At 71.5% G+C, this 24676-nt stretch carries 23 protein-coding genes and 1 pseudogene; 14 read left to right on the plus strand and 10 right to left on the minus strand.

Annotated features, from left to right (window positions below; all coding sequences use genetic code 11):
- Positions 1-12: 12 nt before the first annotated feature.
- From BS83_RS12900 to BS83_RS12915, 4 genes are all read right to left on the minus strand, one after another.
- Complete coding sequence (locus tag BS83_RS12900; RefSeq protein ID WP_037603876.1) at positions 13-1176, minus strand: acyl-CoA dehydrogenase family protein; 1164 nt, start codon at positions 1174-1176, stop codon at positions 13-15.
- Positions 1173-3002 carry a non-ribosomal peptide synthetase gene (locus tag BS83_RS12905; RefSeq protein ID WP_084713421.1) on the minus strand — a complete coding sequence of 610 codons (1830 nt, stop codon included), beginning with the start codon at positions 3000-3002 and terminating at the stop codon, positions 1173-1175. The genes BS83_RS12900 and BS83_RS12905 overlap by 4 nt, the downstream gene beginning before the upstream one ends.
- A gap of 418 nt (positions 3003-3420) precedes the next feature.
- Entirely contained in the window at positions 3421-3747 is a 327-nt protein-coding gene (locus BS83_RS12910) for a hypothetical protein (protein ID WP_051942992.1), read from the minus strand.
- A 10-nt stretch (positions 3748-3757) separates the two neighbouring features.
- The gene (locus BS83_RS12915) at positions 3758-4072 is read right to left on the minus strand and encodes a Cif family virulence factor (protein WP_037603877.1); all 315 of its coding nucleotides are present in this window, start codon (positions 4070-4072) and stop codon (positions 3758-3760) included.
- Between the two features lie 666 nt (positions 4073-4738).
- Between BS83_RS12915 and BS83_RS12920 the strand changes: the two genes are divergently transcribed.
- Complete coding sequence (locus BS83_RS12920) at positions 4739-5323, plus strand: dihydrofolate reductase family protein (RefSeq protein WP_037603878.1); 585 nt, start codon at positions 4739-4741, stop codon at positions 5321-5323.
- Positions 5324-5379: 56 nt separating this feature from the next.
- Positions 5380-5643, plus strand: a complete 264-nt coding sequence (locus tag BS83_RS46435; RefSeq protein WP_051942993.1) for a YciI family protein — start codon at positions 5380-5382, stop codon at positions 5641-5643.
- A gap of 607 nt (positions 5644-6250) precedes the next feature.
- Here BS83_RS46435 and BS83_RS48890 read toward each other — a convergent pair.
- On the minus strand, positions 6251-6976 hold the full coding sequence (locus BS83_RS48890; RefSeq protein ID WP_051942994.1) for a DUF6431 domain-containing protein: 726 nt from the start codon (positions 6974-6976) through the stop codon (positions 6251-6253).
- 931 nt (positions 6977-7907) lie between these two features.
- Here BS83_RS48890 and BS83_RS12935 point away from each other — a divergent pair.
- The 9 genes from BS83_RS12935 to BS83_RS12975 all read left to right on the plus strand — a co-directional run bounded on the left by BS83_RS12935 (position 7908) and on the right by BS83_RS12975 (position 17128).
- Entirely contained in the window at positions 7908-8477 is a 570-nt protein-coding gene (locus BS83_RS12935; protein WP_232248255.1) for a (2Fe-2S)-binding protein, read from the plus strand.
- Positions 8474-10861, plus strand: coding sequence for a xanthine dehydrogenase family protein molybdopterin-binding subunit (locus BS83_RS12940; protein WP_051942995.1), 2388 nt, complete (start codon positions 8474-8476; stop codon positions 10859-10861). Before BS83_RS12935 ends, BS83_RS12940 begins: the two co-directional genes overlap by 4 nt.
- Entirely contained in the window at positions 10858-11724 is an 867-nt protein-coding gene (locus tag BS83_RS12945; protein WP_037603881.1) for an FAD binding domain-containing protein, read from the plus strand. The genes BS83_RS12940 and BS83_RS12945 overlap by 4 nt, the downstream gene beginning before the upstream one ends.
- A 14-nt stretch (positions 11725-11738) precedes the next feature.
- Entirely contained in the window at positions 11739-12668 is a 930-nt protein-coding gene (locus BS83_RS12950; RefSeq protein WP_084713425.1) for an AAA family ATPase, read from the plus strand.
- Positions 12665-13987 (plus strand): vWA domain-containing protein, encoded by a 1323-nt coding sequence (locus BS83_RS12955; RefSeq protein WP_084713427.1) that lies wholly within the window; start codon positions 12665-12667, stop codon positions 13985-13987. The genes BS83_RS12950 and BS83_RS12955 overlap by 4 nt, the downstream gene beginning before the upstream one ends.
- A complete protein-coding gene (locus tag BS83_RS12960; protein ID WP_037603882.1) occupies positions 13980-15125 on the plus strand; it encodes an XdhC family protein in 1146 nt (381 codons plus the stop codon). Before BS83_RS12955 ends, BS83_RS12960 begins: the two co-directional genes overlap by 8 nt.
- 2 nt (positions 15126-15127) lie before the next feature.
- Positions 15128-15778, plus strand: a complete 651-nt coding sequence (locus BS83_RS12965; protein ID WP_037603883.1) for an SRPBCC family protein — start codon at positions 15128-15130, stop codon at positions 15776-15778.
- 49 nt (positions 15779-15827) lie between these two features.
- Entirely contained in the window at positions 15828-16328 is a 501-nt protein-coding gene (gene thpR, locus BS83_RS12970) for an RNA 2',3'-cyclic phosphodiesterase (protein WP_157597162.1), read from the plus strand.
- A 344-nt stretch (positions 16329-16672) separates the two neighbouring features.
- Positions 16673-17128, plus strand: coding sequence for a hypothetical protein (locus tag BS83_RS12975; RefSeq protein ID WP_037603884.1), 456 nt, complete (start codon positions 16673-16675; stop codon positions 17126-17128).
- Positions 17129-17151: 23 nt separating this feature from the next.
- On the opposite strand, the gene BS83_RS12980 is transcribed toward BS83_RS12975, so the two are convergent.
- From BS83_RS12980 to BS83_RS12990, 3 genes are all read right to left on the minus strand, one after another.
- The gene (locus tag BS83_RS12980) at positions 17152-18048 is read right to left on the minus strand and encodes a hypothetical protein (RefSeq protein WP_051942997.1); all 897 of its coding nucleotides are present in this window, start codon (positions 18046-18048) and stop codon (positions 17152-17154) included.
- Positions 18049-18580: 532 nt separating this feature from the next.
- Entirely contained in the window at positions 18581-19279 is a 699-nt protein-coding gene (locus BS83_RS12985) for a sterol desaturase family protein (RefSeq protein WP_037603885.1), read from the minus strand.
- A complete protein-coding gene (locus BS83_RS12990; RefSeq protein WP_051942998.1) occupies positions 19276-20016 on the minus strand; it encodes a FadR/GntR family transcriptional regulator in 741 nt (246 codons plus the stop codon). Before BS83_RS12990 ends, BS83_RS12985 begins: the two co-directional genes overlap by 4 nt.
- A 1238-nt stretch (positions 20017-21254) precedes the next feature.
- Between BS83_RS12990 and BS83_RS13000 the strand changes: the two genes are divergently transcribed.
- Positions 21255-21458: a hypothetical protein gene (locus tag BS83_RS13000; protein ID WP_157597163.1), complete on the plus strand. Its 204-nt coding sequence runs from the start codon at positions 21255-21257 to the stop codon at positions 21456-21458.
- A gap of 368 nt (positions 21459-21826) precedes the next feature.
- Here the strand turns inward: BS83_RS13000 and BS83_RS13005 are convergent, their stop codons facing one another.
- Positions 21827-22552, minus strand: a complete 726-nt coding sequence (locus tag BS83_RS13005) for an ABC transporter ATP-binding protein (RefSeq protein WP_037603888.1) — start codon at positions 22550-22552, stop codon at positions 21827-21829.
- Positions 22549-23469 carry an ABC transporter ATP-binding protein gene (locus BS83_RS13010; RefSeq protein WP_084713431.1) on the minus strand — a complete coding sequence of 307 codons (921 nt, stop codon included), beginning with the start codon at positions 23467-23469 and terminating at the stop codon, positions 22549-22551. The genes BS83_RS13005 and BS83_RS13010 overlap by 4 nt, the downstream gene beginning before the upstream one ends.
- 103 nt (positions 23470-23572) lie before the next feature.
- Here BS83_RS13010 and BS83_RS48305 point away from each other — a divergent pair.
- Positions 23573-23644 (plus strand): annotated as a pseudogene (locus tag BS83_RS48305) (hypothetical protein); the annotation flags it as partial.
- 54 nt (positions 23645-23698) lie between these two features.
- Positions 23699-24112, plus strand: coding sequence for a universal stress protein (locus BS83_RS13015; protein WP_269664891.1), 414 nt, complete (start codon positions 23699-23701; stop codon positions 24110-24112).
- Positions 24113-24676 lie beyond the last annotated feature (564 nt).

Below are 24676 nucleotides of genomic sequence, written 5' to 3' on the forward strand. Positions count from 1 at the left end.
TCCTCATCTCGCTCAGCGGCCGAGAGAACGGCCGACGAGCTCCTTCATGACCTCGTTGGTGCCGCCGTAGATCGGCATCATCCGGGTGTCCAGACAGGCGCGGGCAGCACGGCTGTCCTGGTCGGGACCGTCGGCGGCGAGCAGTTCCAGGCACCGGTCGACGACGCGCCGCTGCAGGTCCGTGGTCCACCACTTGGCCTGCGCCGCGGCGACCGCCCCCGACGCGACGGTGTGCACGCCCTCCACCTGGTCCAGGACACAGCGGTCGAGGTAGGCGCGGGCCACCTCCAGCTCGGTGGCCAGCTCGGCCAGCACGAACCGGGCCGCCTGCGGGTCCTCACCGCCGTGCCGCGCACCGGAGCGGGCGGCCGCGCGGCGCTCCAGCGTGTCGGCGAAGACCGCCTCGGCGCCGGCGACGGCCGCCACCGCGATGCTGAGCCGCTCCCGCGCCAGGTTGCCGGTCAACTGGCCCAGTCCGTGGCCCTCCTGACCGAGCAGGTGGTCCGCGGGGACCCGGACGTCGTCCAGCCCGATCTCGACGACGTCCGTCAGCGCGGAGCCGAGGGTCCGCATCGGCCGGCCCCGACGGAGTCCGGGCGTGCCGCCCTCGACCACGAAGAGGCTGACCCCACCGCCCCGAGGGACCCGGGCCCGATCGGTCACGGCCGCGACGACGATCAGGTCGGCGTGACTGCCGTTGCTGACGAAGGTCTTGGTTCCCCTGAGTACGTAGTGGGAGCGGTCCCGAACGGCGGTGGTGCGCATCGCCCGCAGGTCGCTCCCGCAGTCCGGCTCGCTCATCGCGATCGCGACGAGCAGTTCCCCGGCGCAGAAGCCGGGCAGCCACCGCCGGCGCTGGGCGGTGTCGGTGAGCGCGGTGAGGTAGGGGGCGACGACGTCGTTGTGCAGCGCGATGCCGACTCCGGCTACGCCCGCGCGGACCAGTTCGGTGCCGAGCAGGAAGTGGTAGCGCAGGTCCGTCAGACCTCTTCCGCCCCAGGTCCGCGAGACGTCGAGCCCGAGGAGGCCCGCTGCGCCGGCCTTGCGCCACAGGGCGCGGTCCACCGTGCCCTCGCGCTCCCAGCGGGTGTAGTACGGGGTGATCTCGGCGGCGATGAAGGCCTTGGCCTCCGCCCGGAAGGCGTGGTGTTCCGGCGTCAGGTGGGCCCGTCTCACCGCGCGTCCGCCAGCAGCAGCCCGCGCAGCGCCTCGGCCAGCTCGGCCACCGTCTCGGCATCGTAGACGAGGCTCGCTGGCACCTCGAGGTGCCAGCGCTCCCCCAGCCGGGCGACGAGCTGCATCACCGTCAGGGAGTGCGCCCCGAGGGCGAAGAGGTCGTCGCCCGGCGCCACCGGAACCCCCAGGACCTCTGTGCACAGCTCGCACAGAGCGGCTCCCAGGGACGGCTCCTGGCGACCGGCCGGGGCGAGCCCGCCGCCCGCCGCGGGCCGTGCGTCCACGGTGGGTCCCAGTTCGGCCGCCCGAGCGCCGAGGGCAGCGCGGTCGACCTTTCCGTGTACCGTCAGCGGGAGCTCCGTCACCGCCACGACGACGCTCGGGACGAGGGTCTCCGGTACCAGGGCCGCCATGCCGGCCCGCACCCGCGCCGGGCTCAACACGCCGACCGGGACGACGAAGGCGATCAGCGTGTCGTCGTGGACCACCGCCGCCGCGTCCGCGACGTCCGGCAGTTCCGCCAATCGGGCCTCGACCTCGCCCGGTTCGATCCGCTGCCCGCGCAGCTTCACCTGGTCGTCGTCGCGCCCGAGATACTCCAGTGTGCCGTCGGGGCGCAGCCTGCACCGGTCGCCGGTGCGGTAGCAGCGCGCGGCCGGGTCACCCGGCTCGTCCAGGAACCGCTCGGCGGTCAGATCGGGCCGATGGAGGTAGCCGAGGGCCACCCCCGCGCCCGCAAGATACAGTTCTCCCGGCTCGCCGGGTGGCACGGGGCGACGCAGGTCGTCGAGGAGGTAGGCGCGGGTGTTGGCGATCGGCCGGCCGATCGATGTCGAGGCCGCTTCCTGCGGGACCTGCCACAGCGTCGAAAGCACCGTCGTCTCCGTCGGGCCGTAGCCGTTGACCAGGCCGCCGACACGCGCAAGCAGGCGTTGCGCGAGAGCCGGGGTCAGCGCCTCGCCACCGGTCATGGCCAGCATCGCCGGCCTGTCGAACCCGGCGTCCAGCAGTGCCCTCCACTGCGACGGCACCGCCTGCATACGGTCCACCTCGTGTGCGTCCAGCAGCCGGACGAGTGCGGCGGCGTCCCTCAGCTCGGCCTCCGTGGGGATGACCAGTCGGGCGCCGCTGACGAGCGGCACCCAGATCTCCCCGAGTGAGATGTCGAAGGTCGTCGGGGCCATGGTGGCCCAGCGGGCGTCCGGTGTGCTCCGCAGCGCATCGGCGAGTTCCAGGACCACGTTGAGCAGTGCCCGGTGGCCGCCCAGGACGCCCTTGGGCCGGCCGGTCGAGCCGGAGGTGTAGAGGACGTACGCGCGGCTGTGCGCGGTCACCGGCGCGCGGCGGGGCAGCGGCTCGACAGACGCCTCGCCGAGGTCGTCGGCGTCGTACACGACCACCGTCGCACCGACGGCGGGCAGCCCGGCAGCCGCATTCGCGTCGGTCACGACCGCGCGGGCCGCCGAGTCGTCCAGGAGACAGGCGATCCGGTCCTCAGGGTGACGCAGATCGAGAGGCAGGACCACGGCGTCGAGTTTCCATGCGGCGACCATGCCGACCACCGCCGCGAACGAGCGGGCGGTGGCCACCGCCACCACGTCGCCGGGACGCACGCCCGCGTCGCGCAGGCGTGCGGCCAGGCATGTCGCTGCCCGGTCGAGCCGGCCGTAGCTGCGTTCCTCTCCCCGGCAGACCAGCGCGACGGCGTCCGGTGCGGTCCGGGCCCGGGCCTCGAACAGATCCAGCACGCCTCCGTCGGGCATCGAGCGTTCACGCCCGATGAGTGCGGGCGAGAGACCCGCAGATGTGGTCGCCGCGATCGACATGTGTCCCCCTGGTCCGTGCGTCCCCGTCAGCCACCGACCGAGCGGACCGGCGCTGCGGCACAGGAACGTAGCAGCGCCGACGTCACATTGGAAACTTCTTTCTGCAACTTTTCGCAACTTCTTTCATGTGCGAGCATCCCGTTGAGGCAACGTCAGACATTGGCAACCGCCCCGGTTTCGCTGGGCACGCCATCACCAGGCCGCGTCACGGGGCACCCGATAAGCGGTGTGCCCCAGGGAGGTGTTCGCGGGTTCCGGGCCGTTCCCCTCCGCGCGGCTCCCACGCTGCCGGAGATGGTGAACCCAGAGATCCGGAACGGATCGCCGCGCGCGGCACGGAGCCGGTCGGGCTGGAAGGACAGCTGGTCAGGCAGCTGGACCCGGTTCGAGCCGAGCAGGACGTGGGTGTCGATGGGGGTCATCGGGGGCCCCTCTCGCTCGTCGCCGCCCGAGCCGTGGATGGTGCGGCGACGTCCTTGAGGATCGTGGCACGGGGACGACCGGAGAGGGCCGGCGCGTTCGCGGGGCTCGGCCAGACGTTCCGGACGAGGAACCCGCGGCAGCTCTGGGCGGCTGCCACGGTGTCGAAGCCGAGGTCGACATCGATGAACGCCGGGTCGTCGACGGGTTGCCGGATGTGCTGACAACGCACACCGGCCTGGGCGCGGGCGGACTCGAACCGGGCGAATGCCGCCAGCCAGGTGTCCAGGTCCGTGATCCGGTGGTGGATACGGAGGATGATCATGATCCTCCCCTCAGGAGGACGAGGAACTCGTAGCGCCACATGCCGTCCTCGCGGCAGCGGCGGGGTTGACGGTGTCCGCTCCCAGGAGCAAGGCCGCGACCCGGACCTGCAGGACCTTTCGCGGCGTGGCGACGTAGGTGACGTCGTGCCGGCGGACCGTGGAGAGCGCGGCGCAGAGCGCCCGGTGCCCCCGGAACTCGCGCGCGTCCTTGAGGACCAGCACGCCGGAGGGGTGGAACAGGCCAGTGGCGGCGTCGACGTCACCGAGCAGGAGCGCGTCCTCGATGAGGGTCTCCAGTTCCTCTGGCGTCGCTCCGCCTTCCACGCTCCTCGCCGCCTGTCAGAACTGCAGGCCGTGCCGCTGGACCAGCGGGAACGTGGCCTCGAAGTCCAGGTCGCAGTGGTACCTGCCGGCCATTTCGCCCGAGACACGCACCACGACGTCTATGCCCCGGAGTGCCCCTGTCGGGCGCTGCTGGACCTGTCCGCCAACAAAGTGGTCCACGCTAGCCGTCGGCGTGTTGGAGGAAGGCCCGCAGCGCCTCGGCGCGCTGCAGCGCAGGCTCCGGGGCGTCAGCCCCAGGTGCTCACCCAGCCTGCGCCGCGTGAAGGACTTCGGCCTGGTCGCCAGGACCGTCTACTCGAAGTGCCGCTCCACGTCGGGTAGGCGCTCACCGCGCTTGGCAAGAGCGCCGCCGTCACGCTGAACCTGCTGCGCACCCGGGTGGAGGGCAACGTCGACTCCACTGCTGCGGCCGACGCCGAGCCGCGTTAGTGAATATCGCGCGGTCTCTTCCCCGCTCACAGCCCTACCCGCCTAGTCACCCACGATGAGATCCGCGCGCCGTCCGCTCGGGTTACCAGGTTCCTCTGGTCGTGATGACTTTGCTGGGAGAAAAGTTCCGGCCGGGTGTCGATTTGGCGGGTGACTCTTCGTGTAGGGGGTGAAGCAGGCCGCGGAAGAGCGGTCCGCACGAGCAGGGAGCACGTCATGCGCCAGGTCAACGCCACGCTGTCCATCACTCTCGACGGAGTCGTTCAGGGCGTGGGTCGTCCGGACGAAGACACCCGCGGTGGCTTCACTCACGGGGGCTGGGGCGGCCCGTACAACGACCAGGTCATGGGCATGGAGATGGGCAAGAGCATGTCCAAGCCCACCGACATGCTGTTCGGGCACCGGACCTGGACGGACTTCATCACCGCCTGGGGCAACCGCAAGGATGACAACCCCTTCACCACGCACATGAACGCGGCGACCAAGTACGTCTGCTCCCGGACCCTGCAGAACGCGGACACCTGGCAGAACTCGATCCTGCTCAAGGGCGACGCCGCCGAGACCGTGGCCGAGCTCAAGCAGGAGGACGGCAACGACCTGACGATCATCGGCAGCGCCACGCTCGTCCACGAGCTGCACAACGCCGGCCTGGTCGACACCTATCATCTGCTGATCCACCCGCTCACCCTGGGCAGCGGCACTAAGCTGTTCGAGGGCCCCGCCCCGCTGACCGAGTTCGAGCTTACCGACAGCGTCACCACCACCAAGGGCGTGATCATCGCCCGCTACTCCCGCATGTAGGCCTCCATGGGGAGTACCTGCTCTCGATCTATCAGCCCGAAGGCAAGGCAGACCCCGTGGCCAAGGACAAGATCAAGGCTGATCTACACCAGCGCAACGAGGAACTGCGCGACAGCGGCTCGTGGGTGTTCACCGGCGACCCGCATGCGCCCAGCACAGCCGCGGTCCTGCGCACCGACGGCATGCTCGCCAATGGTCGCTACGTCGAGGGCAAGGAGTACGTCAGCGAGATCTGGGTGATCGCAGCACCCGATCTGAACGTTGCACTGGAGTGGGGCAGCATCGGCGTCCGCACGTATCAGGGCGTCGAACCGTATTGAGTCCGACACCGCAGCAGATCGCGGCCGTGTTCCGAGCCAAGCACGGCAAAGCCGTAGTCGTGCGCGGCTTGGCGACATGGGCATGGCCAAGGACGCCGCGGCATCGTCCCATCGGGACTCCTCGTGCGAATCGAAGATGAGCACCGGCGGGCGGCCGGACTGGCCGTAACCGAGGGGGATGTCTACCGCGGGGAACCACAGATCGCGCTGGGCCAGCTCGCCCGGCTCGCAGACGGTCCGCGAGACGGGGTCCACCGGGAGGGAGCAGCAGCAGCGCGTCATGGCCTGCGAGACGAGGGCACCTCGCTGCGGAAGATCGCCGCCGAGGTGGAGGGTGTCGCTGTGCACGGTCCAGGACATCCAGCGGGGCTACACGCGGGTGGTCGGAACGGCCGAAGAAGGGCGCGGAGCAGGAGCAGGCCCCGGCACGTCCGAGATCGAACCCGGGCCTCTACCTGCTCACTCGGGCGCGCCAACGCCCACTGCAAGCCGCGCACGCCTGGCGCTTGCCCAGCAGTTCGGCGACGAGGAGGCAGGTTGCGGCAAGCGCCAAGGGAGCGACGCCACACCGGCTTCAAGATTGCCAATTCGCCAGGATTCGCCATGCTCAAAGACGTTCCGGGTGTCCCTCGCCACGGGCATAGTCAGAACGCACTCCTTCGCGGCTGTGCACAGGGCCGCCTGTGGCGCCGACGAAACGATGCAGGCGGCCCTCACCGCTAGTGGAGCATGCGACGCCCACTGGCAAGGCGTGGCGAACTCTGGCGAATGATGGCGAATCGCCTGGCGCCACAATCCAGGGAGGCTGATGAGCCGAGGCGACCGCGAGGACCGCGTCGGCCACCGCCGTTCCGGCCGGTTCCGGCATCATCGGGTCGTCAGCGAGCGCGACCAGGGCGACGGTGAAGTGGCGGCGGACCTCTTCCGACCGGGTCCGGAAGCGGCGGACCCGGCCCCGCACAGTGTCCTCCGCCCGCCCCAACTGGGCCGCGATCCGCCGATGCCCCAACCCAGCCGCGGCTATCTCCAGACCCGCCCCGATCACCTCCGTGGCATCCGTACGCCGAGGCCACAGCACCTCCGGCAGCAGCACGTGGGTGGCCTCGCATCCTCGGCACCGGGCCCGACGCGGCCGGACCTGCAACCACGAAGCCCCAAAAGCCCGGATCTCCCGCGACCGCCCGTGTCCCCACGGCGCCAACCCGGCCCCGCACCCAGGGCAGGCCAGCTCGCCCGCCCGCAATTGACGTTCCACCAGCACGACCTCGACGTCCACGATGAGCACCCCGGACACCCCTTCACCCGCGTTCGTGCACACCGTGTCGTCGCACACGAAACGAGTCGAGACTGCCCACCCGGCCCAGTCCTCATGTCCACCGTCAGTGACGCCAACCCCCGCCTACGTGCTCACACAGAGAGTCGTCCAACAGGTGGCAGCACGCAGTCGTCGCGACCGATCCCGTGGCAGACCTGCACGAGAGGCTCAGGGATCACGCAGGCCGCGTCTGGTGCTGTTGGGATCGACGGTCGTTTGCGGTGGGCAGCAGCGGTGGTGACGGCAGAGGGCTCAGCACGTCCCGGCGCCATGTCGCAAGAATGACCACCGGGATCAGCACCAGCGAGAACCGTCCCATGAAGCGCGTCACTGCGCTCTGGCCGTCTTCTCCTGTTCGAAGCGGCAGGTGCCCAGGGTGTACGGCAGGGTGTCGGCAGGTTCGGCTGTTCCTGGGCGCTGGAGCGCAGGGCGACGGTACGGTCGGCGCTCACCGGGTGGCCTCGGTCCAGGGCAGGAGGGCGCGGGTGACCATCTCGGTGGGTGAGGTCCTCGTAGGCTGATCCATGGGCGGTGACCGGCAGGAGCGAACCGGTCGGCAAGCTCGTGACGGACCGAACCCGCGAGCTGACGGCGCAACTTCGCCTTCTCGTGCCGCAACACCAGCAGCTGGGCGTCCTTGGCCATGCCCCGGCGCGGCAGTGCAGGCACGGACAACAACGTCCGGGTCGCCCGGGCAAAGGACGAGATGATCACCCAGGCCGCATCCGAGCCACCATCGACAGCCTGGCACGCGGATTCCCACCTGCAGCGACGACGTCGCGAACCCCACACGTGCCCGCACGACCCCGAAAGACGCGGACGACCTTCCGCGCAGGGTGCTGAGGCCGCTGCCGCGCGGGGCGGATGAGGGCGGCCTAGGGTAGAGGTAGAGCCGGATTTCCGCCATTTCGGGCCCTGGGTCGCAGGACCCGAGAGTTCAGGAGGGCAGATGGCCTCCACAGCGATGCCCCGGGCCTCCGCGGCCCGGATATCCGTGAACGTCGACGGCGTGGATCACCTGGACGAGGTGGAGCCGCGCCTGCTGCTCGTCCACTATCTGCGCGATCGGCTCGGCCGCACCGGCACGCCGGTCGGGTGCGACACGGGCAACTGCGGTGCCTGCACCGTCGATCTGGACGGGGTGAGTGTCAAGAGCTGCCAGGTGCTCGCCGTCCAGGCGGACGGCGGCCGGGTGACCACGATCCAGGGGCTGGCCGGTCCGGACGGGGCCTGGCATCCCCTGCAGAAGGCCTTCCACGAACAGCACGCGCTGCAGTGCGGGTACTGCACGCCCGGCATGATCATGGCCGCGCGCGACCTGCTCAGGGAGACACCGGATCCAACCCCGGAGGAAGTCCGCGACGCGCTGGAAGGCAACCTCTGCCGCTGCACGGGCTACCAGAACATCGTCCGCGCAGTGCTCGCCGCGGCGGCGGAGCTGCGTCGGGCGGGCGCGCCGGAGCCGCGGGGCGAGGCTGAGGACGTCCCACGGCCGAGCGGTCAGGAGGCGCCGGCATGAGTGTGACGACGGACCGGTCCGCCGGGCGCGAGGTCGGGCGCGCGCGGGCCCGCAAGGAGGACGCCCGGCTGGTGACCGGGCAGACCACCTGGACCGACAACCTTTCCCTCCCCGGTGTGCTGCACCTGGCGATCCTGCGAAGCCCGCTGGCACACGCGCGGATCGAGCGCGTCGACGTCGGTCCTGCGCTGGAACGCGAGGGCGTGGTCGCCGCCTTCGGCGGTCGCGACCTGGCGGAAGGGCTCGGTTCGCTGCCCTGCGCCTGGCAGGTGACGGAGGACATGATCCTTCCGGACCATCGTCCGCTCGCCGTCGACGAGGTCCGCTACGTCGGCGACCCGATCGCCGTCGTCGTCGCCCGTGACCGCTACACGGCGGCGGACGCCCTGGAGGACGTGTGGGTGGACTACGAGCCGCTGCCTCCGGTGATGGACCTGGAGGAGGCGCTCGCGGCAGGGGCCCCGCTGGTCCACGCCGACAAGGGCACCAACCGGTGCTACACCTGGCCACTCAGCTCCGGCGACTACGCGGCCGCGAAAGCGGCGGCAGACGTCGTGGTGCGCCGGCGGCACCACCAGCAGCGGCTGATCCCCAACCCGATGGAGCCGCGGGCCTGCATGGTCGTGCCGGTCCCCGCCACGCAGGAGTACACGCTGTACTCCTCGACGCAGATCCCGCACATCGTGCGGATCATGATGGCGCTGACCACCGGCATCCCGGAACACAAGCTCCGCGTCGTCGCCCCGGACGTGGGCGGCGGCTTCGGCTCGAAGCTCCAGGTCTACGGCGAGGACGCGATCGCGTTGGCGATCGCCCGCACGCTGGGGCAGCCGGTCAAGTGGACCGAGTCGCGCTCGGAGAGCTACCAGGCGCAGCACCACGGCCGCGGACAGATCCAGGACATCGAGCTCGCGGCGACCCGCGACGGCCGACTGCTCGGGATGAAGGCCGAGATCCTGGCCGACATGGGCGCCTACCTCATGATCATCACCCCCGGCACGCCGCTGCTGGGAGCGTTCATGTACCCGGGCATCTACAAGATGGACGCCTACGACTTCCGCTGCACGGGCGTCTTCACCACCCGGACCCCGACCGACGCCTACCGGGGCGCCGGCCGCCCGGAGGCGACGTTCGCCATCGAGCGGACCATCGACGAGCTCGCCGCCGAGATCGGCATGGACCCGCTGGAGCTGCGCCGCCGCAACTGGATCGGGCACGACGAGTTCCCCTTCACCACTGTCGCCGGACTCACCTACGACAGCGGCGACTACGAGGCCGCCACCGACCGCGCGGTCGCACTCTTCGGATACGAGGACCTGCGCGCCGAGCAGCGCGCCCGCCGGGCGAACTCCGACCCGGTCCAGCTCGGCATCGGGATCTCCACCTACACCGAGATGTGCGGCCTGGCCCCGAGCCGCATCCTCGGCTCACTGCGGTACGCGGCGGGCGGCTGGGAGGCGGCGTCGATCCGGATGCTGCCCACCGGAAAGGTCGAGGTGATCACCGGCACCAGCCCGCACGGACAGGGCCATGTGACCGCCTGGAGCCAGATCGCCGCCGACGCGCTCGGCGTGCCGTTCGAGGACATCGAGGTGATGCACGGAGACACCCGCGTGGCCCCGCAGGGCATGGACACCTACGGATCGCGCTCGCTGGTGATCGGCGGCATCGCCGTGCACGAGGCCGCGCTGAAGGTCGTCGCCAAGGCCAGGAAGATCGCGGCGCACCTGCTCGAGGCAAGTGAGGACGATCTGGACTTCGCCGACGGCGCCTTCGCCGTGCGCGGCTCGCCGGACGCGCGCAAGACCATCCAGGAGATCGCCTTCGCCACCTTCGCGGCACACGACCTGCCAGAAGGCATGGAGCCGACACTGAACGCGGAGCACCTGCTGGACCCGGACAACTTCTCGTACCCGCACGGCACCCACCTGTGCGCGGTGGAGGTTGACACCGAGACGGGCCGCGTCGCCATCCGCTCCTACGTCTGCGTCGACGACGTCGGACGGGTCGTCAATCCGATGATCGTCGAGGGTCAGGTGCACGGAGGCGTCGCCCAGGGCATCGCGCAGGCCCTGTACGAGGAGGCCGTCTACGACGACGCGGGCAACCTGGTCTCCGGCACCATGGCCGACTACCTGGTGCCCGCCGCACCCGACCTGCCGGACCTGGTCACCGACCGCACCGAAACGCCGGCGACCTCCAACCCGTTGGGCGTCAAGGGCGTCGGCGAGGCCGGCACCATCGCCGCCACCCCGGCGGTGGTCAACGCGGTCATGGACGCGCTACGGCCGCTCGGCGTCCGGGACGTGCGGATGCCGTGCACACCCGAACGGGTGTGGCGGGCCCTCCAAGAGGCAGCCTCCGGACGGGAGGACGAGTCGTGATCCCCGCGAAGTTCGACTACGCCCGCCCGCAGAGCGCGGACGAGGCCGTGCGCCTCCTCGCCGACGCCGGCCCGGAGGCAAAGGTGCTGGCCGGCGGTCAGAGCCTGCTGCCGATCCTGCGCCTGCGGCTCTCCTTCCCCGAACTCCTCATCGACGTCGGCGCGATCGAGCAGCTGCGCGGCGTGCGCGAGGAGGACGGCACGCTCGTGGTCGGCGCCCTGACGACGCATCACGACCTCGTCCGCGCCCCGCTGGTCCGGCTCCATGCCGGGCTGCTCGCGCAGGCGGCCGCGACCGTCGCCGACCCGGCCGTGCGCCATCGCGGCACCCTCGGCGGCTCCCTCGCCCACGCCGACCCGGCCGGCGACCTGCCCGCGGTGTGCCTGACGCTGGACGCCCAGCTGGTCGCGCTGGGCCCGGCCGGGTACCGCACGATCCCGGCGGCGGAGTTCTTCGTCGACTACCTGACCACGGCCCTGCGGCCGGACGAGCTGCTCACCGAGATCCGCATCCCGACCCTCGACGGCTGGGGATTCCACTACGAGAAGTTCCACCGCACCGCCCAGGCCTGGGCGGTGGTCGGCGTCGCGGCGGCGGTCCGCCGCGACGGCGCAGGCCGCGGCGCGATCGCCGAGGCGCGGATCGGCCTGGCCAACATGGGCGCGCGGCCCATGCGCGCCCATCTGACCGAAACCGCGCTCGCGGGCGCCGAGCCGACGGCGGCGGCGGTCGGGCGCGCCGCGACCATGGCCGCCGAAGGCGCGCATCCGCCGACGGACCTGTCCGGCTCCGCCGAGTACCGTGAACATCTGGCGCGGGTGCTGACCGGGCGTGCCGTCCTGGCAGCGGCCGGAGCGGACTGAGACGGGGCGCGCGGATGGGACCGGACGGGCAGGCGGCCGGCTCCTCGACCGAGCCGGACAGCCCGCAGGGGCTGCGGACCCGACTGGAGCAGGCCGGCTACCTCGTCGACGAAGGACTCGCCGTCGCCTGCTTCCTCGCCGTGCGTCTGCACCGTCCGGTGTTCTGCGAGGGCGATCCCGGCACGGGAAAGACCGCGCTGGCCGCCGCCCTCGCCCACGCCCTCGACGCGCCGCTGCTGCGGCTGCAGTGCTACGAGGGCATCGACGCCACCCAGGCGCTGTACGACTGGGACTTCCCACGGCAGTTGCTGCACCTGAAGGTGGCCGAAGCCGGCGGAGTCGGCGACACCGAGCTGCTGGAGAACCAGCTCTACAGCCCGCGCTTCCTGATCGCCCGCCCGCTGCTGCGCGCGCTGGAGACCGCGCCGTCGGTGCTGCTGATCGACGAGATCGACCGCGCGGACGAGGAGTTCGAGGCGCTGCTGCTGGAGCTGCTGTCCGAGTGGACCGTCACCATCCCCGAACTCGGCACCCTGCGCGGCGAGCGACCGCCGGTGGTGGTGCTCACCTCCAACCGGACCCGCGAGGTCCACGACGCGCTGAAGCGGCGCTGCCTCTACCACTGGTTCGACCACCCGGACTTCGCCCGCGAGGTCGCGATCGTCCGGCGCCGCCTGCCCGAGGTCACCGAACAGCTGGCGGTCGAGGTCACCCGCGCGGTCCGCGCGCTGCGCGCCCGCGACCTGCTCAAGCCGCCGGGTGTGGCGGAGACCCTGGACTGGGCGCAGGCCCTGCACGCGCTGGGTGCGACGGCTTGGGACGCGGAGCTGGCGACGACGACACTGGGCGCGGTGCTCAAGCACCACGAGGATGTCGAGCAGGCCCGCCACCTGGACCTGACCGCCCTGCTCGCCGGGACGGCGGCGCCGGGCGGCGCACCATGAGCCGCCCTGTGGCCCGCCCGCCCGTCACCGTCGTGCCGGGACGCCCGGCGGACACCTCTGCCACGTGGACGGCACCGCACGACGGCCCCCAGCTCGAAGGGCAGCGGCTGACGGGCGAGGCATCGGGCAAAGCATCGGGCAAGGGGGCGGCTCCGGCGGGCCCGGGCACCGCAAACGGGTTCGCCGACCTGACCGCCGACGCGGCGTCCTCGGTCGTGGTCGGCCTCGTGCGGACCCTGCGGGCGGCCGGGGTCGGGGTCGTGACGGAGCAGCTGCGGGGGTTCCTGACGGCGCTCGACACGCTCGGACCGGCCCTGCGGCGTGACGTCTACTGGGCCGGGCGGCTCACTCTCTGCGGCGAACAGGACGACCTCGACCGCTACGACCGCGTCTTCGCCGCCTACTTCGGCGAGCGGCCCGGCGAGGCGGGCCCGTCGCGGCCTGTTCCGCTGCGCAGGCGACCGCGTCCGGCCGTCGGCGTCGAGACGGCCTCCGGAGAGGGTGAGGCCGCGCCCGCCGCCGACCGTCCGATGCCGGCGGCGGCCAGCGCGACCGAGATGCTGCGCCACCGGGACATCGCCACCCTGACCGACGGCGAACGCGCACAGCTGCGCCGCCTGCTCGCCGCGCTCGCGCTCGGCGGGGAACCGCGCCGCACCGCACGGCGACGGCCCGCTCGGCGTGGGCGGGTGGACGCGGGCCGCACCACACGCGAACTCCTGCGCCACCGCGGCGAGCCGGTGCGGCTGCTCCGGCGCGAGCGGGTGCGCAAACCGCGACGCGTGGTGCTGCTGGTCGACGTCAGCGGGTCCATGGCGCCCTACGCGGACGCACTGCTGCGCTTCGCGCACGCCGCCCGAGTGGGCGCCGCCACGGCCACGCGCACGGAGGTGTTCACGCTCGGCACCCGGCTCACCCGCGTCACCACCGCACTGACGCACCGCCACCCGGACCTCGCGATGGCGGCGTTGAGCCGGACCGTGCCGGACTGGAGCGGCGGAACCAGGCTCGGCGAGACGCTGCGCGCGTTCCTCGACCAGTGGGGCCGGCCCGGCCTGGCCCGGGGCGCCGTGGTGGTCCTGCTGTCTGACGGTTGGGAACGCGCCGATCCCGCGCTGCTGGCAGCCCAGATGCGGCGGCTGCACAGACTCACCCACCGCGTCGTCTGGGCCAACCCGCGCAAGGGCAGGACCGGCTACGCGCCGCTGGCGGGCGGCATGGCGGCCGCGCTGCCGAGTGTGGACGTCTTCGTGGAGGGGCACAGCCTCGCGGCCCTGGAGCACTTGGCCGCCGTGGTGAGAGGAGTGGCTGATGCGTGAGCTGCTGCCCGCCCTGCAGCGCTGGTACGCCTCCGGCACCGAGTTCGGCCTGGCCACCGTCGTCGCGGTGACCCGCAGCGCGCCACGGGCGCCGGGCGCGGCCATGGCCGTCGGACCCGGCGACGAAGTGCTCGGCAGCGTCTCCGGAGGCTGCGTCGAGGGCGCCGTCTTCGAGCTGGCGAAAGAGGTGGTCCGCACCGGCCGGGCACGACTGGAGACCTTCGGATACAGCGACGACGACGCGTTCGCCGTCGGCCTGACCTGCGGCGGCGAGATCTCCCTGCTGGTCCGGCCGGTCTCGGCCGCGCTGGATCCGGCCTTCGGTGCGGTGGCCGCGTCGGTCGCCGAGCAGCGGCCCGTCGCCCTGGCCACCGTCCTGGACGCGCCCGAGGGACCGGCCACCGTGGTCGGCGCGGTCCTGGCCGTATGGCCGGAGAGGGTCGCGGGCTCGCTCGGCACCGCAGGCCTGGACGCCGCCGTCACCGCAGACGCGCGCGGCGAGCTGGCGCAAGGCATGACCGCCCAACGCCACTACGGCCCGCACGGGGAGCGGCGGATGGACCAGGTCAGCGTGTTCCTGCAGTCCTTCGCTCCCCCACCGCGCCTGCTGGTCTTCGGCGCCATCGACTTCGCCGCCGCCGTCGCCGACCTCGGCGCGTTCCTCGGCTACCGGGTGACGGTCTGCGACGCCCGCCCGGTCTTCGCCACCGCCCGACGCTTCCCGCCGCAGGTGGAGGTGGTCGTCGACTGGCCGCACCGGTACCTCGCCGCGACCGAGGTGGACCGCTCGACGGCGATCTGCGTGCTCACCCACGATCCCAAGTTCGATGTGCCGGTCCTGGAGGTGGCACTGCGCACCCCCGCCACGTACATCGGTGTGATGGGCGGCCGCCGCACCCACGAGGACCGACTGCGGCGGCTGCGTGAGGCCGGCGTCGACGAGGCCGCGCTGGCGCGCCTGCGCGCGCCCATCGGCCTCGACCTCGGCGCCCGCACCCCCGAGGAGGTGGCCGTCTCGATCGCGGCCGAGATCGTCTCGACCCGCTGGGGCGGCACCGGCGCCGCGCTCTCCACCACGACCGGCGCGGTCCACGGGCCGGTCCCACGCACCGAAGCCCCCTCGAACGCGAGGAGTTGACCATGCTGCTGCATCACGGCATGACCGTGCCCGCCTCCGCCGACGAGGTCTGGCGGGCACTCGGCGAGATCGAGGACATCGCGCCCTGCCTGCCGGGGGCGTCGGTCGACCGGGTCGACCAGGACACGGTCTACGGCTCGATGACCGTCAAGGTCGGCCCGATCACGGTCGCGTACCGGGGCCGAGCCGTCATCGACGAGCGGGACGACGTGAACCACCGCATGGTCGTCCACGCCTCCGGACGCGAACAGCGCGGCGCCGGCACGGCGCAGGCGACACTGGTCGTCGAGGTCCACGAGCAGCCGTCAGGGGCGACCGGGCTGGACGTGGACACCGACCTCACCGTCACCGGCCGCCCGGCCCAGTTCGGACGGGGCATCATGGCCGACATCGGCGACCGAGTGATCGCGGAGTTCGCCGACCGGCTCTCGACGCAACTGGCCGCGTCGGCACCGGCTCCCGCCTCCGCCCCACAACCCCCGACCACGGACCCCGTGCCCATGCCGCAGGCCGGCAGCGACGAGCCCCTGGATCTGGGGCCGATCCTGGTCCCCGTGCTGCGCCGCGCGGCGGCGCTCGCGCTGATCGCACTGTCCCTGACCCTCCTCGCCCGCCTGATCCGCCGCCGGATCGCCCGCGGTGGATCGCCCTGAGCCCGCGGCCCGGAAGGCGGCCGGCGCCCCGGCGACCTACCGTGGCCCTGTGACCGCGGTGGAGGACGACTCGATGCGCCTGTTCGTCGCGCTCGTCCCGCCTCCGGCGGCCGTCGCCGAACTGCGCGCCGTCGTCGACGCGGTCCGCGCCCGCCACCCCGGGCCGCGCTGGACCGCACCCGACTCCTGGCACATCACGCTCGCCTTCCTCGGCGAGATCGACACGGCCACCCGGGACCGGCTGAAGATCCGGCTGGCCCGCGTCGCATCCCGCCACCCGGCACCCGTGCTCGCGCTCGAAGGCGGAGGCCGGTTCGGCGACAACACCCTCTGGGTCGGCATGAGCGGAGACCGACGAGAACTCTCCGCGCTCGCAACCGGAGTGCGGCGGGCAGCGGTCAAGTGCCGGATCCCCGTCGAGGACCGGCCATGGCACGGCCACCTGACACTCGCCCGAACGGGAGCGCGGCGGCCAGCGTGCTGGCCGGCCCGAGCGCCGAGCTCGCCGCGTACCGCGGCGCGCAGTGGACGGCGGAGCGGATGCACCTGATCCGCAGCGTCGTCGGCGAGGGGCCACCGCGTTACCACGACGTCGCGGCGTGGACCTTGGCAGGCAGCACCTTCGCCTGTGGCTGAGGCTCGACGGGCACGCAATGGCACCCTCGGCACGCGGGCCGGGTCCCGCACCCGCGGGGCGGCACGAGCGTCTCACCCTCGCCACCCGGCCCGACTCCCGGAGAGACGGGCGAAACCGACGCCGAAACGGGCTGTTGAGATCAGAGAGCGTGTCGGGTCGTGATCCGTCGGCAGATTCACGATCCCGGTCCAAGTGGGTTTGCTGGAGACAAGCCGAACACTGCATCGGCCCCTGAGCAGGGCGTAGCGTGTCGAGGCATGACGCCACTGTCGAACCTGCCGCAGAACACGGCGCTGCTCGACTCCCTGCGGTCCCAGGGCGTCCCGGAAGAGCGGCGTACTTGTGCCTACGAGGGGTGGGAGCTGCACACCCACCCCGATCTGATGGAGAGACTCGAGAGCCTTGCTCCTCGCTGGCCTGTCCTGGCGACGTTCGGGGTACCGGTGCTCGCAGCGAACGGTATTGCCGCGGTTGTCGCCTTGAGCATGGGGACATTGCTGGTGCGCCTTCCCGCAGCGCCGACCGAGTCCCTGGAGCGCGCCCCGGCTTTCCCGCCTCTGACGGATCCGGGTCAGGGTTGGTATTCGGTGTGCCCCTGGCAAAGCGGCCTCTCCTCCGCGGATGCCAAGCGTCTGCTCACGCTGCTGGTCCAGCGAGCGCTCTCCTACTCGGCAAGCCTGTCGGAAGGCGGCAGCCACGAGCGGCGAGGCTGACCGGGGGCAAGCCGGTCCGTGGTTCAGGGCTGATGGGCGGCAGCAGAGTCGGGGGAGATCTGCAGGGTGGACACGTCCACGGCTTCGAAGTCGCTGCCGGTGATGAAGTCGAGTTGGTGCAGTACATCGTTGTTCCAGCGTTGATCCTGGGTTCCGCTGACGTACCAGGGCGAGCCGTTGTCCGCGACGATCGCGCCATAGATCTTAAGCGCCGTGGCGATCGACCGGGCGTTCGGGGAGAGCCGGGAGATGTCGACGCTCGCCTTGAGGCGCAGCCGCAGCCCCATGGGTGGGAGGTCGGTGTCGGAGCTGTCGGAGGCACTGTGGCGGGCAGGCCACAGGTACCCGGCCTGGGTACGCGGGACGGTGATCCGCAGCGCGTGGTCGATCGTTCCGGTTGCGGCCTCGTCGTAGCGGGCGAGGCCGGGCAGGATCGGCAGCCCGGCGGCGTCGGCCGAGGTCCACCCGGCCTGGCGCAGGGCGTCGGAATGCAGGTCGAACACGGCCCCGGAACCGGCGTGCCAGACGTTGCTGCCCTGCGGGTGGGCGTTGTAGAGCTCGTAGTCCCGGCACCGGGAGGTGTCCAGGGCGATGACGTGCCGGTCGCCCTGCGACGAAGGACCTCCTTCGATCAGCGCCGTGTCGGGGATCGGGTAGGTGCCCTGGTCGCTCTCGCTCGCGTAGTCGAACCCCACCCGGGCCGCAGGGGTACCGGCGGGGATCACGGTGATGGGGATGCCCATCGGGGCGCCGTTCCAGGTGCCGGAGCCGAAGTCAGCGTGCAGGTGCTGGTCCGCCCCGATGGCGGTGATGTAGGCCCCGGAGTGTGGGGAGACGGGCAGCGTGTCGACGGGGGTGCGCCAGATGCTGTCGGCGGGAGCGACGGGACAGCCGCCCAGATCCGCCGCCGACCCACTCACGTGGGCAGTCCTCGCAGGGGTCTTCGCGGAGGCGGGCCTGGACCTGGCCGGCGAGGGGGATGCTGCCGCGCTGATGGGGGCCTTCGCGGAACTCGCTCCCCTGGCAAGCGGTTTCGGCGCCGAGACTGCGGCTCGGTGGCCGTCCGGGTGTGCGAGCGCCGCGACGGTCACGGACGCGGCAACTGTAACTGTCAGCACCGTGCCGAGCAGCGGACCACGACGCAGCGACCGGGAACGCCGATGCCGCTGAGGGGAAGACGCCATTCCCGTTGACCTTTCGTGACGCGGGACAGGTGGGTGTTGTTCCTTCGGATCGGATCGAGCCACGTCTTCGCCGAGATGGTCCCGAAGACATCAATCGATGGGCCGGGGCGCTTCGCTGGCGGACGGCAGCAGCCGGTACGGCGCTGGTGTGCGCGGCCACCAGGCGCAAGGCCGACACTGCGGCCCGCCCGAGTTCCTAGGCAGGGGTCAGCCGCCCGGCACCGCGGCAGAAGGCTGGGGCCGACGGGCACCATGCCTCTTCGGTCGGTCAGTTGTCAGGGACAGCACCTACGCCTGTGGTGTCGCCGATGCCGAGGGTCTTGGCGGTCTTCGACGGCGGGGTCTCGTCCTTGGCCGGGTTGGTGTGCAGGACGGTGTCCGAGACGGGGGTGATGATGCCGAACCAGTAGTTCTCGTTGCGGTAGTGGTGCAGCTGGTGGGTCCGGCGGACGGCCTTGTAGAGGGCCGATTTCGGCGAGTAGGAGGAGTGGATGAGGAAGTGCGTCCACTCATACGCGCTCAGCAAGAGCAGGGATGCGGCTGTGCCCGTGAGGGCGGCCCTCGGGGACCGCAGTGCGAGCGTGTTCGCCGCAGCGAGGCCGGCCACCACCGGCACGATCGCCTGCTCGGGGATGAAGACGAGTTCGGGGTCGCGTGGGCTGCGGTGATGCGCACGGTGCTTGCTGGCCAGCAACGAGTCGATCGTGCGCCCCTTGACCGTCCGAGGGCGCTGGTGAAGCACGTGAACGTGGATCATCCACTCGACGAACGGCTCCAGTGCCACCAGGCCGGCGGCAACCTTCGCATCGCGCCGGGACCAGCCCCCTGCCGCCACGCGCACGGCGGCAGCGACGGCGGCAGCCGGGAGCAGCACACGGGGACTGGGGTAGCGGACGAACAGGCGAGCGGCATCCGCAAGTGTGAGCCGAGGGCTGCGGAAGTCTTCGCTGTCCTGCACGGTCTTCATGACTTCCCCCGAGTAGAGATGTCGGATGGGTCGGGCAAGAAGGTGCTCATCGCGGCTGTGCCGAGTTCCAGCAGGGCGGCGGCCCGGTAGCGTGCTTGCGGGGCGTCGCGGCTCGCGATGGCCTGCGCGACAGCCCGGTAGCGGTCCACCGCGTTGTGCTCCGGCGTGAGCACCTGGTGCACGAGAGATTCCGCCTGACGGTAGGACGCGCGCAGTCCGTTGAGGGCAAGGCGGTAGCAGACGTTGCCCGAGCCGTCGACGATCAGATCCCAGAACCGGGTGTCGGCTGCGACCCGCCCAACCGGGTCGCAGTGGACGAGGTCCGCGACAGCGGCCCGCAAATCGCGCAGCAGCTGCTCGCCGCCGCGCAGCGCGCACAGCGCAGCGGCGTCGGCACCGACCGCGGCGCGCATCTCCATAATCGCGCGCACCACCTGCGGTGCTGCCGCACCGTCGGCGCGGATCAGCAGCAGCGGGAGCAGGTCGAGGCCCGCACTGGCGCGCCAGTCGCACACCCGGGTCGCGCCGCCGTGCCGGATCTCCACCAGCCCCAGCTGCGCGAGCCGTTGCAGGGCCTCGCGCAGCGCCTGCCGGTTAACGCCGAACTCCTGTGTCAGGATCCGCTCGGGCGGCAGCAGCGCCCCGGCCGGCAGGGAGCCGTCCAGGACCTGGCCCGCAATCTGGTCGAAGACCGCACCCGACACCGGGTTGCGCTGTACCTGCGTGAAGCCGCTCACAGGCCCAGAGTCACGCACCGGCCTCCAACTGGTCAAGAGGTCAGACCTCTCGCCAGGGACAGCAGTTCGGCGGGACTGACAGACTCGACCGTGTTCCAACCGTTGACCTGGATCCCGGCTCGGTGCAGTCAGGACGCGCAATGATCAAGCGGGTGCGGCAGCAGGCCTCTGGTCTGGCACGCCTCTTGCCAGCGATCACCGGCCCGGAAGCCCCGCGGTCCATAGCCGAGCCGGAACAGCATCTGGACATGGCCCAGTATTCGGCCAGAGTCCAGCAGTTCCTCCATGGAAGGTCCGACAGCACCCCGAGTGTCAGCGCCGCCGCGCGCTGATTCGGCCCGCGTGAACCACGGTCATTGGACCGCCGAGCCATCGAACGCCCGTACTGGCGGACAGGGTCTACGCTGTGACCCGAGGCCATCGCACGAACTTCAGTCTTCATACGCCAGTGACAAGCGGTCGCGGTGCCCGCATCCCAGCCGAACCCACCGGCCAGCCACCGTTTGCGGGTGGGGCAGGCACGAGCGCGCATGATGCGAGTCGGCAAAGGGGAACAAACATCAGGGGATGACATGTCGAGAGCCGGGCTAGGCAAGGCACTTGTATTCGGGGGCCAACTGGCCTTGTACGGCTATTTCCTGACGCGCTACGGAAACGAGGCTCTGACTCCCCTCTTCATGTTCGCCCCTGCCACATTCGGAGCCTCGTTCGCGGGCTTCGCTGTCGGCCGCAAGTGGAGCGCGAAATCCAGCACGGGTTCGCGTCCCTGATCAGACCCGCTCGCAACCCCGGACGGTCGACGAGCACGCCGTGCGCGCCCCACGGAACACCGCGACCTGCGCGCCCCGGACGACGTCGCAGTCGTAGAAGAGGACGACCTCACTCCGCCCCGGCTTCCGAGCCCCGCACTCAGCACCGTCGACATTCGCATCGACGCCGCCCGAGCCGGCCGAGCGCCTCGACGAATCGACCGTCGCCCCCGAAAGAACCCGCGGCGGATCGGATCACGAGGAGGCGGCCGGTCTTCGGACGGTTGCGGGTTGCCGATCAATGGCGACAGCGGACGCGCCATCGAAGCGCTGCCGCGTCCACTGGACGAGGACAGGGAAAGGACCGCCACGGGCTCACACGCGGGTCGGCAGGTGCCGTCCTGCGCCACAAACGGGGCCGTTCGGCCCATGTACTCGTGTCCACCGGAGCGAATCGTGGGACGGAAGCCCAGCACGCAGGTGATCCCCATGAACTTCGAACTGCAAGCCGAATACGAGTACCGGCAGATCTACGCCTGGCACATCGTCCCCACCGGCACCCACCGGAGCCTGTGCGGCAGCCCCCTCGCGCCGGCGGCCGACCTGCCCCCTATCGCCGACCTGGCCCTCACGCCGCGGACCTGCCGTACATGCGAGATCCTGCACGCGGGTCCGACACGGGCCCGACCATGATCCTCAGTTGGCAGGCGATGCGACTGCGTGCAGCTGGCCTGCCCCGGGGTTGACGGCGAGGCAGGCCAGGCCGCCGCGCTCCCCAGGCGGCGACAGTGCGCGGTCGCCGGAGTGTCCGAGCCTGCGGCGACCGCGCCGGTAAGGCACACCAAGCTCGCGGGCCGATGCGGGGGTGGCCCTTGCCTGGCGCTGGGGCCGCCGCGGGGACGAGCGGCCTACTGTCGGGGGAGTCCGCCTCCGACTCACCCAGAGTGCCGCTGCGGACACGAAGCGCTCTTGGGGCTCGTGGTCCACACTTCGAGGCCCCTCGGACCTTGACCAGCCGCGCACGCGAGGGGAGCCGACGTCGAGGCGGCGAGGCCCAAGCCTCACCCCGGGCTGATGCGGCCGTCGCGGAGCTCCAGCACGCGGTCGGCGCGCTCCATCAGGTGCGGGTCGTGGGTGGCGACCACGACGGCGACACCGGCGCTGCGCACGAGGGCGTGCAGGAGGTGCATGATGGCGCGGCCGGTTTCGGAGTCGAGTTGGCCGGTGGGCTCGTCGGCGATGATCAGGGCTGGCCTGTCGACCAGGGCACGGGCGATGGCGACTCGCTGCTGCTGGCCGCCGGAGAGCTCGCCCGGACGCTGTTCGGCGTGGTCGGACAGGCCGACCAGGGCGAGCACTTCTCGGACCCGGGCCTCGCGTTCGACAGGTGGCGTACGGCGCAGGCGGAGGGGGACGCCGACGTTCTCGGCCGCTGTCAGGACGGGGAGCAGGCCGAAGGACTGGAAGACGAACCCGATCCGGTCCCGGCGGACCCGCAACCGCTCGGGCTCGCTGAGGTCACTGAGGTCGAGGCCGTCGACCTGGATGCGCCCGGAGTCGGCCTGGTCGAGGCCGCCGACCAGGTTGAGCAAGGTGGTCTTGCCGGAGCCGGACCTGCCTGCGAGCGCGGTCAGCTGTCCCCGCTCGGCGGTGAAGGAGACTCCCCGCAGAGCGTGAACGGCAGCGCGTCCCGTGCCGAAGGATTTGTGGACTTCCTCCACGACGATCATCGCCGAGCCTTGCGGCGTGCTCCCTGGAGTGGTCTGGGCCTGGGCGCGGGTGGTCATGCCGTGTCTCCTGTGGTCTCGTCACCGACCGGGCCGGGCTGCGGGATGTCGGGCCAGACGGTGATGTGGTCGTGCTCCAGGGCGAGCCGGACGCGTCGTCGCATGCCGAGGCCCTCGGTGAACTCGCGGGGCAGCTGCAGGCGTCCGTGGCGGTCCAGCACGGCGAACTCCGCGGAGACGCCGGTCTCCAGGGCGCGCAGGACCTCGGTGGAGGTGCGGCCGTTGCGGATCCGGACGGTGCGTCCGACCTGCTCGGAGACGAGAGGATCGTGGGTGACCACGACCACGGTGACGCCGAGTTCGGTGTTGGCGCGGCGCAGCGCCGCGAAGATCTCCTCACTGGTGGCGGTGTCGAGTTCGCCGGTGGGTTCGTCGGCCAGCAGCACCTGGGGCCGATTGGCGACGCTCACCGCGATCGCCACGCGCTGCTGTTCCCCGCCGGACATCTCGCCCTGACGGCGGTGGCGGCAGTGTCCGACGCCGAGCAGGTCCAGCAGTTCCTCGGCGCGGGCGCGGCGTTCGCCACGGGGCACTTTGAGGTAGGACAGGGGCAGCATCACGTTCTCTGCCGCGGTCAGGTACGGCAGCAGGTTGCGGGCGGTCTGCTGCCAGACGAACCCGACGACCCGGCGTCGGTACTCGCGGCGTTCGCGTCGCCGCATCGCCAACAGGTCGTGACCGGCCACGAGGGCCGCTCCGGCGGTGGGCGTGTCCTGACCGGACAGGATGCCGAGCAGCGTGGACTTGCCCGAGCCGGACGCGCCCACGACAGAGCCGCGCGGTTGCGGACCGAACTGCTGCTTCTGCACGTCGGCGACTGGCCGGCGCACACCGCCAAGGGCAGCACGTTCGACGTCCACCAGGGCCGGATCCGCGACCTGCTCCGTTCCGCGGCCGCCGAGGCGGATCTCGACCATCCCGGTCTCACAGTGCGAACCGCGACCGCTGCAGGCGCACCGGTCCAGAGCCTGGTCGAGGCCGGCGAGCGAGCCGAGCTGCTGGTGATCGGGGTCGCGTGGACAAGGGGCGTTCCAGGGCCTGCTGGTGGGCTCCACTGCACTCGCTGTCGCGGCGCGCAGCCGATGCCCCGTCGTGCTGGTCCGGGCCGACCAGCCCTTCGGCAGCGCGGTGACGGTCGCCGACGTCGTGGTCGGGATCGACACCGCGGACAGCAGCCCGGTGGTGCTGGAGTTCGCCGTCGAGGCCGCGGAGCGGATGAAGACCGGACTGCGCGTGGTTCACGCCTGGAGCCCGCCACCGCATTGGTTCACCCAGGCACCCGCGCAGGACGACGAACACGCCCTGGCCCAGCACATGGAAGTCGATCAGCTCCAGGAGGTTCTGGCTCCGCTGAGGATCGCGCACCCGGGCGTGAACTTGGTTCCGACCACCAGAGTGGGCGGCGCGGCCGAGATCCTCACCGACGAGGGCAGGCGGGCCTCCCTCATCGTGGTCGGACGGCACGACCGCAAGCACCAGGGCATCGGCCGCCTCGGCGCCGTCACACACGCCGCAATCCACTACACACGCTGCCCCGTCGCTGTTGTCCCCCGCCACTGATCGTCACAGTGCCGGACCGGTCGCGGCCAAGGTCATCAACGCCGCAGACGTAGCCGAGGCACAGCCGACAGGTCGACGTGGACGACCTGCAGGACACGTACCCCCTGCGCTCTCCGCGGTCCGCGCGTCGGCCTCGTAGCCGAACAACGCCTCGGCCTGACGGTTGACCAGGCGGATGCGGACGTGCCGAGCGCGACGCCCCCCGAGCACGGCAGACCACTCAGCGCACCGGCCATCGCCAAGGCAACGCCCGCCAGAGACGCGGTCACCATCAGACCCCACGCAGCGGTTACCCGCGGCACTCCTTCGGCGCCGGCTCTCATCAACCGCAGGACGCCTGGCCGTTCGCCGCAACGGACGCGCCCGCGACCTGCCGCGAGCGCGTCCGTTCCCACCATGAGACCTCCTCCCGCACGGAATCCATCGCTCGGTCTCGCCCGCGGCTCCCCGCGGCGCTCTGTGCAGCAATGGCGCACCCGGCCGACGGGCCCGGATAAGGGACTGTCGGCCCTGCAACGAGGGTCCGATGGCCGCCTTCTGCGCCGCAGGAACGCGGGAGGCTCC

This window comes from Streptacidiphilus rugosus AM-16, assembly GCF_000744655.1.
In the GTDB taxonomy this organism is placed as follows: Bacteria; Actinomycetota; Actinomycetes; order Streptomycetales; family Streptomycetaceae; genus Streptacidiphilus; species Streptacidiphilus rugosus.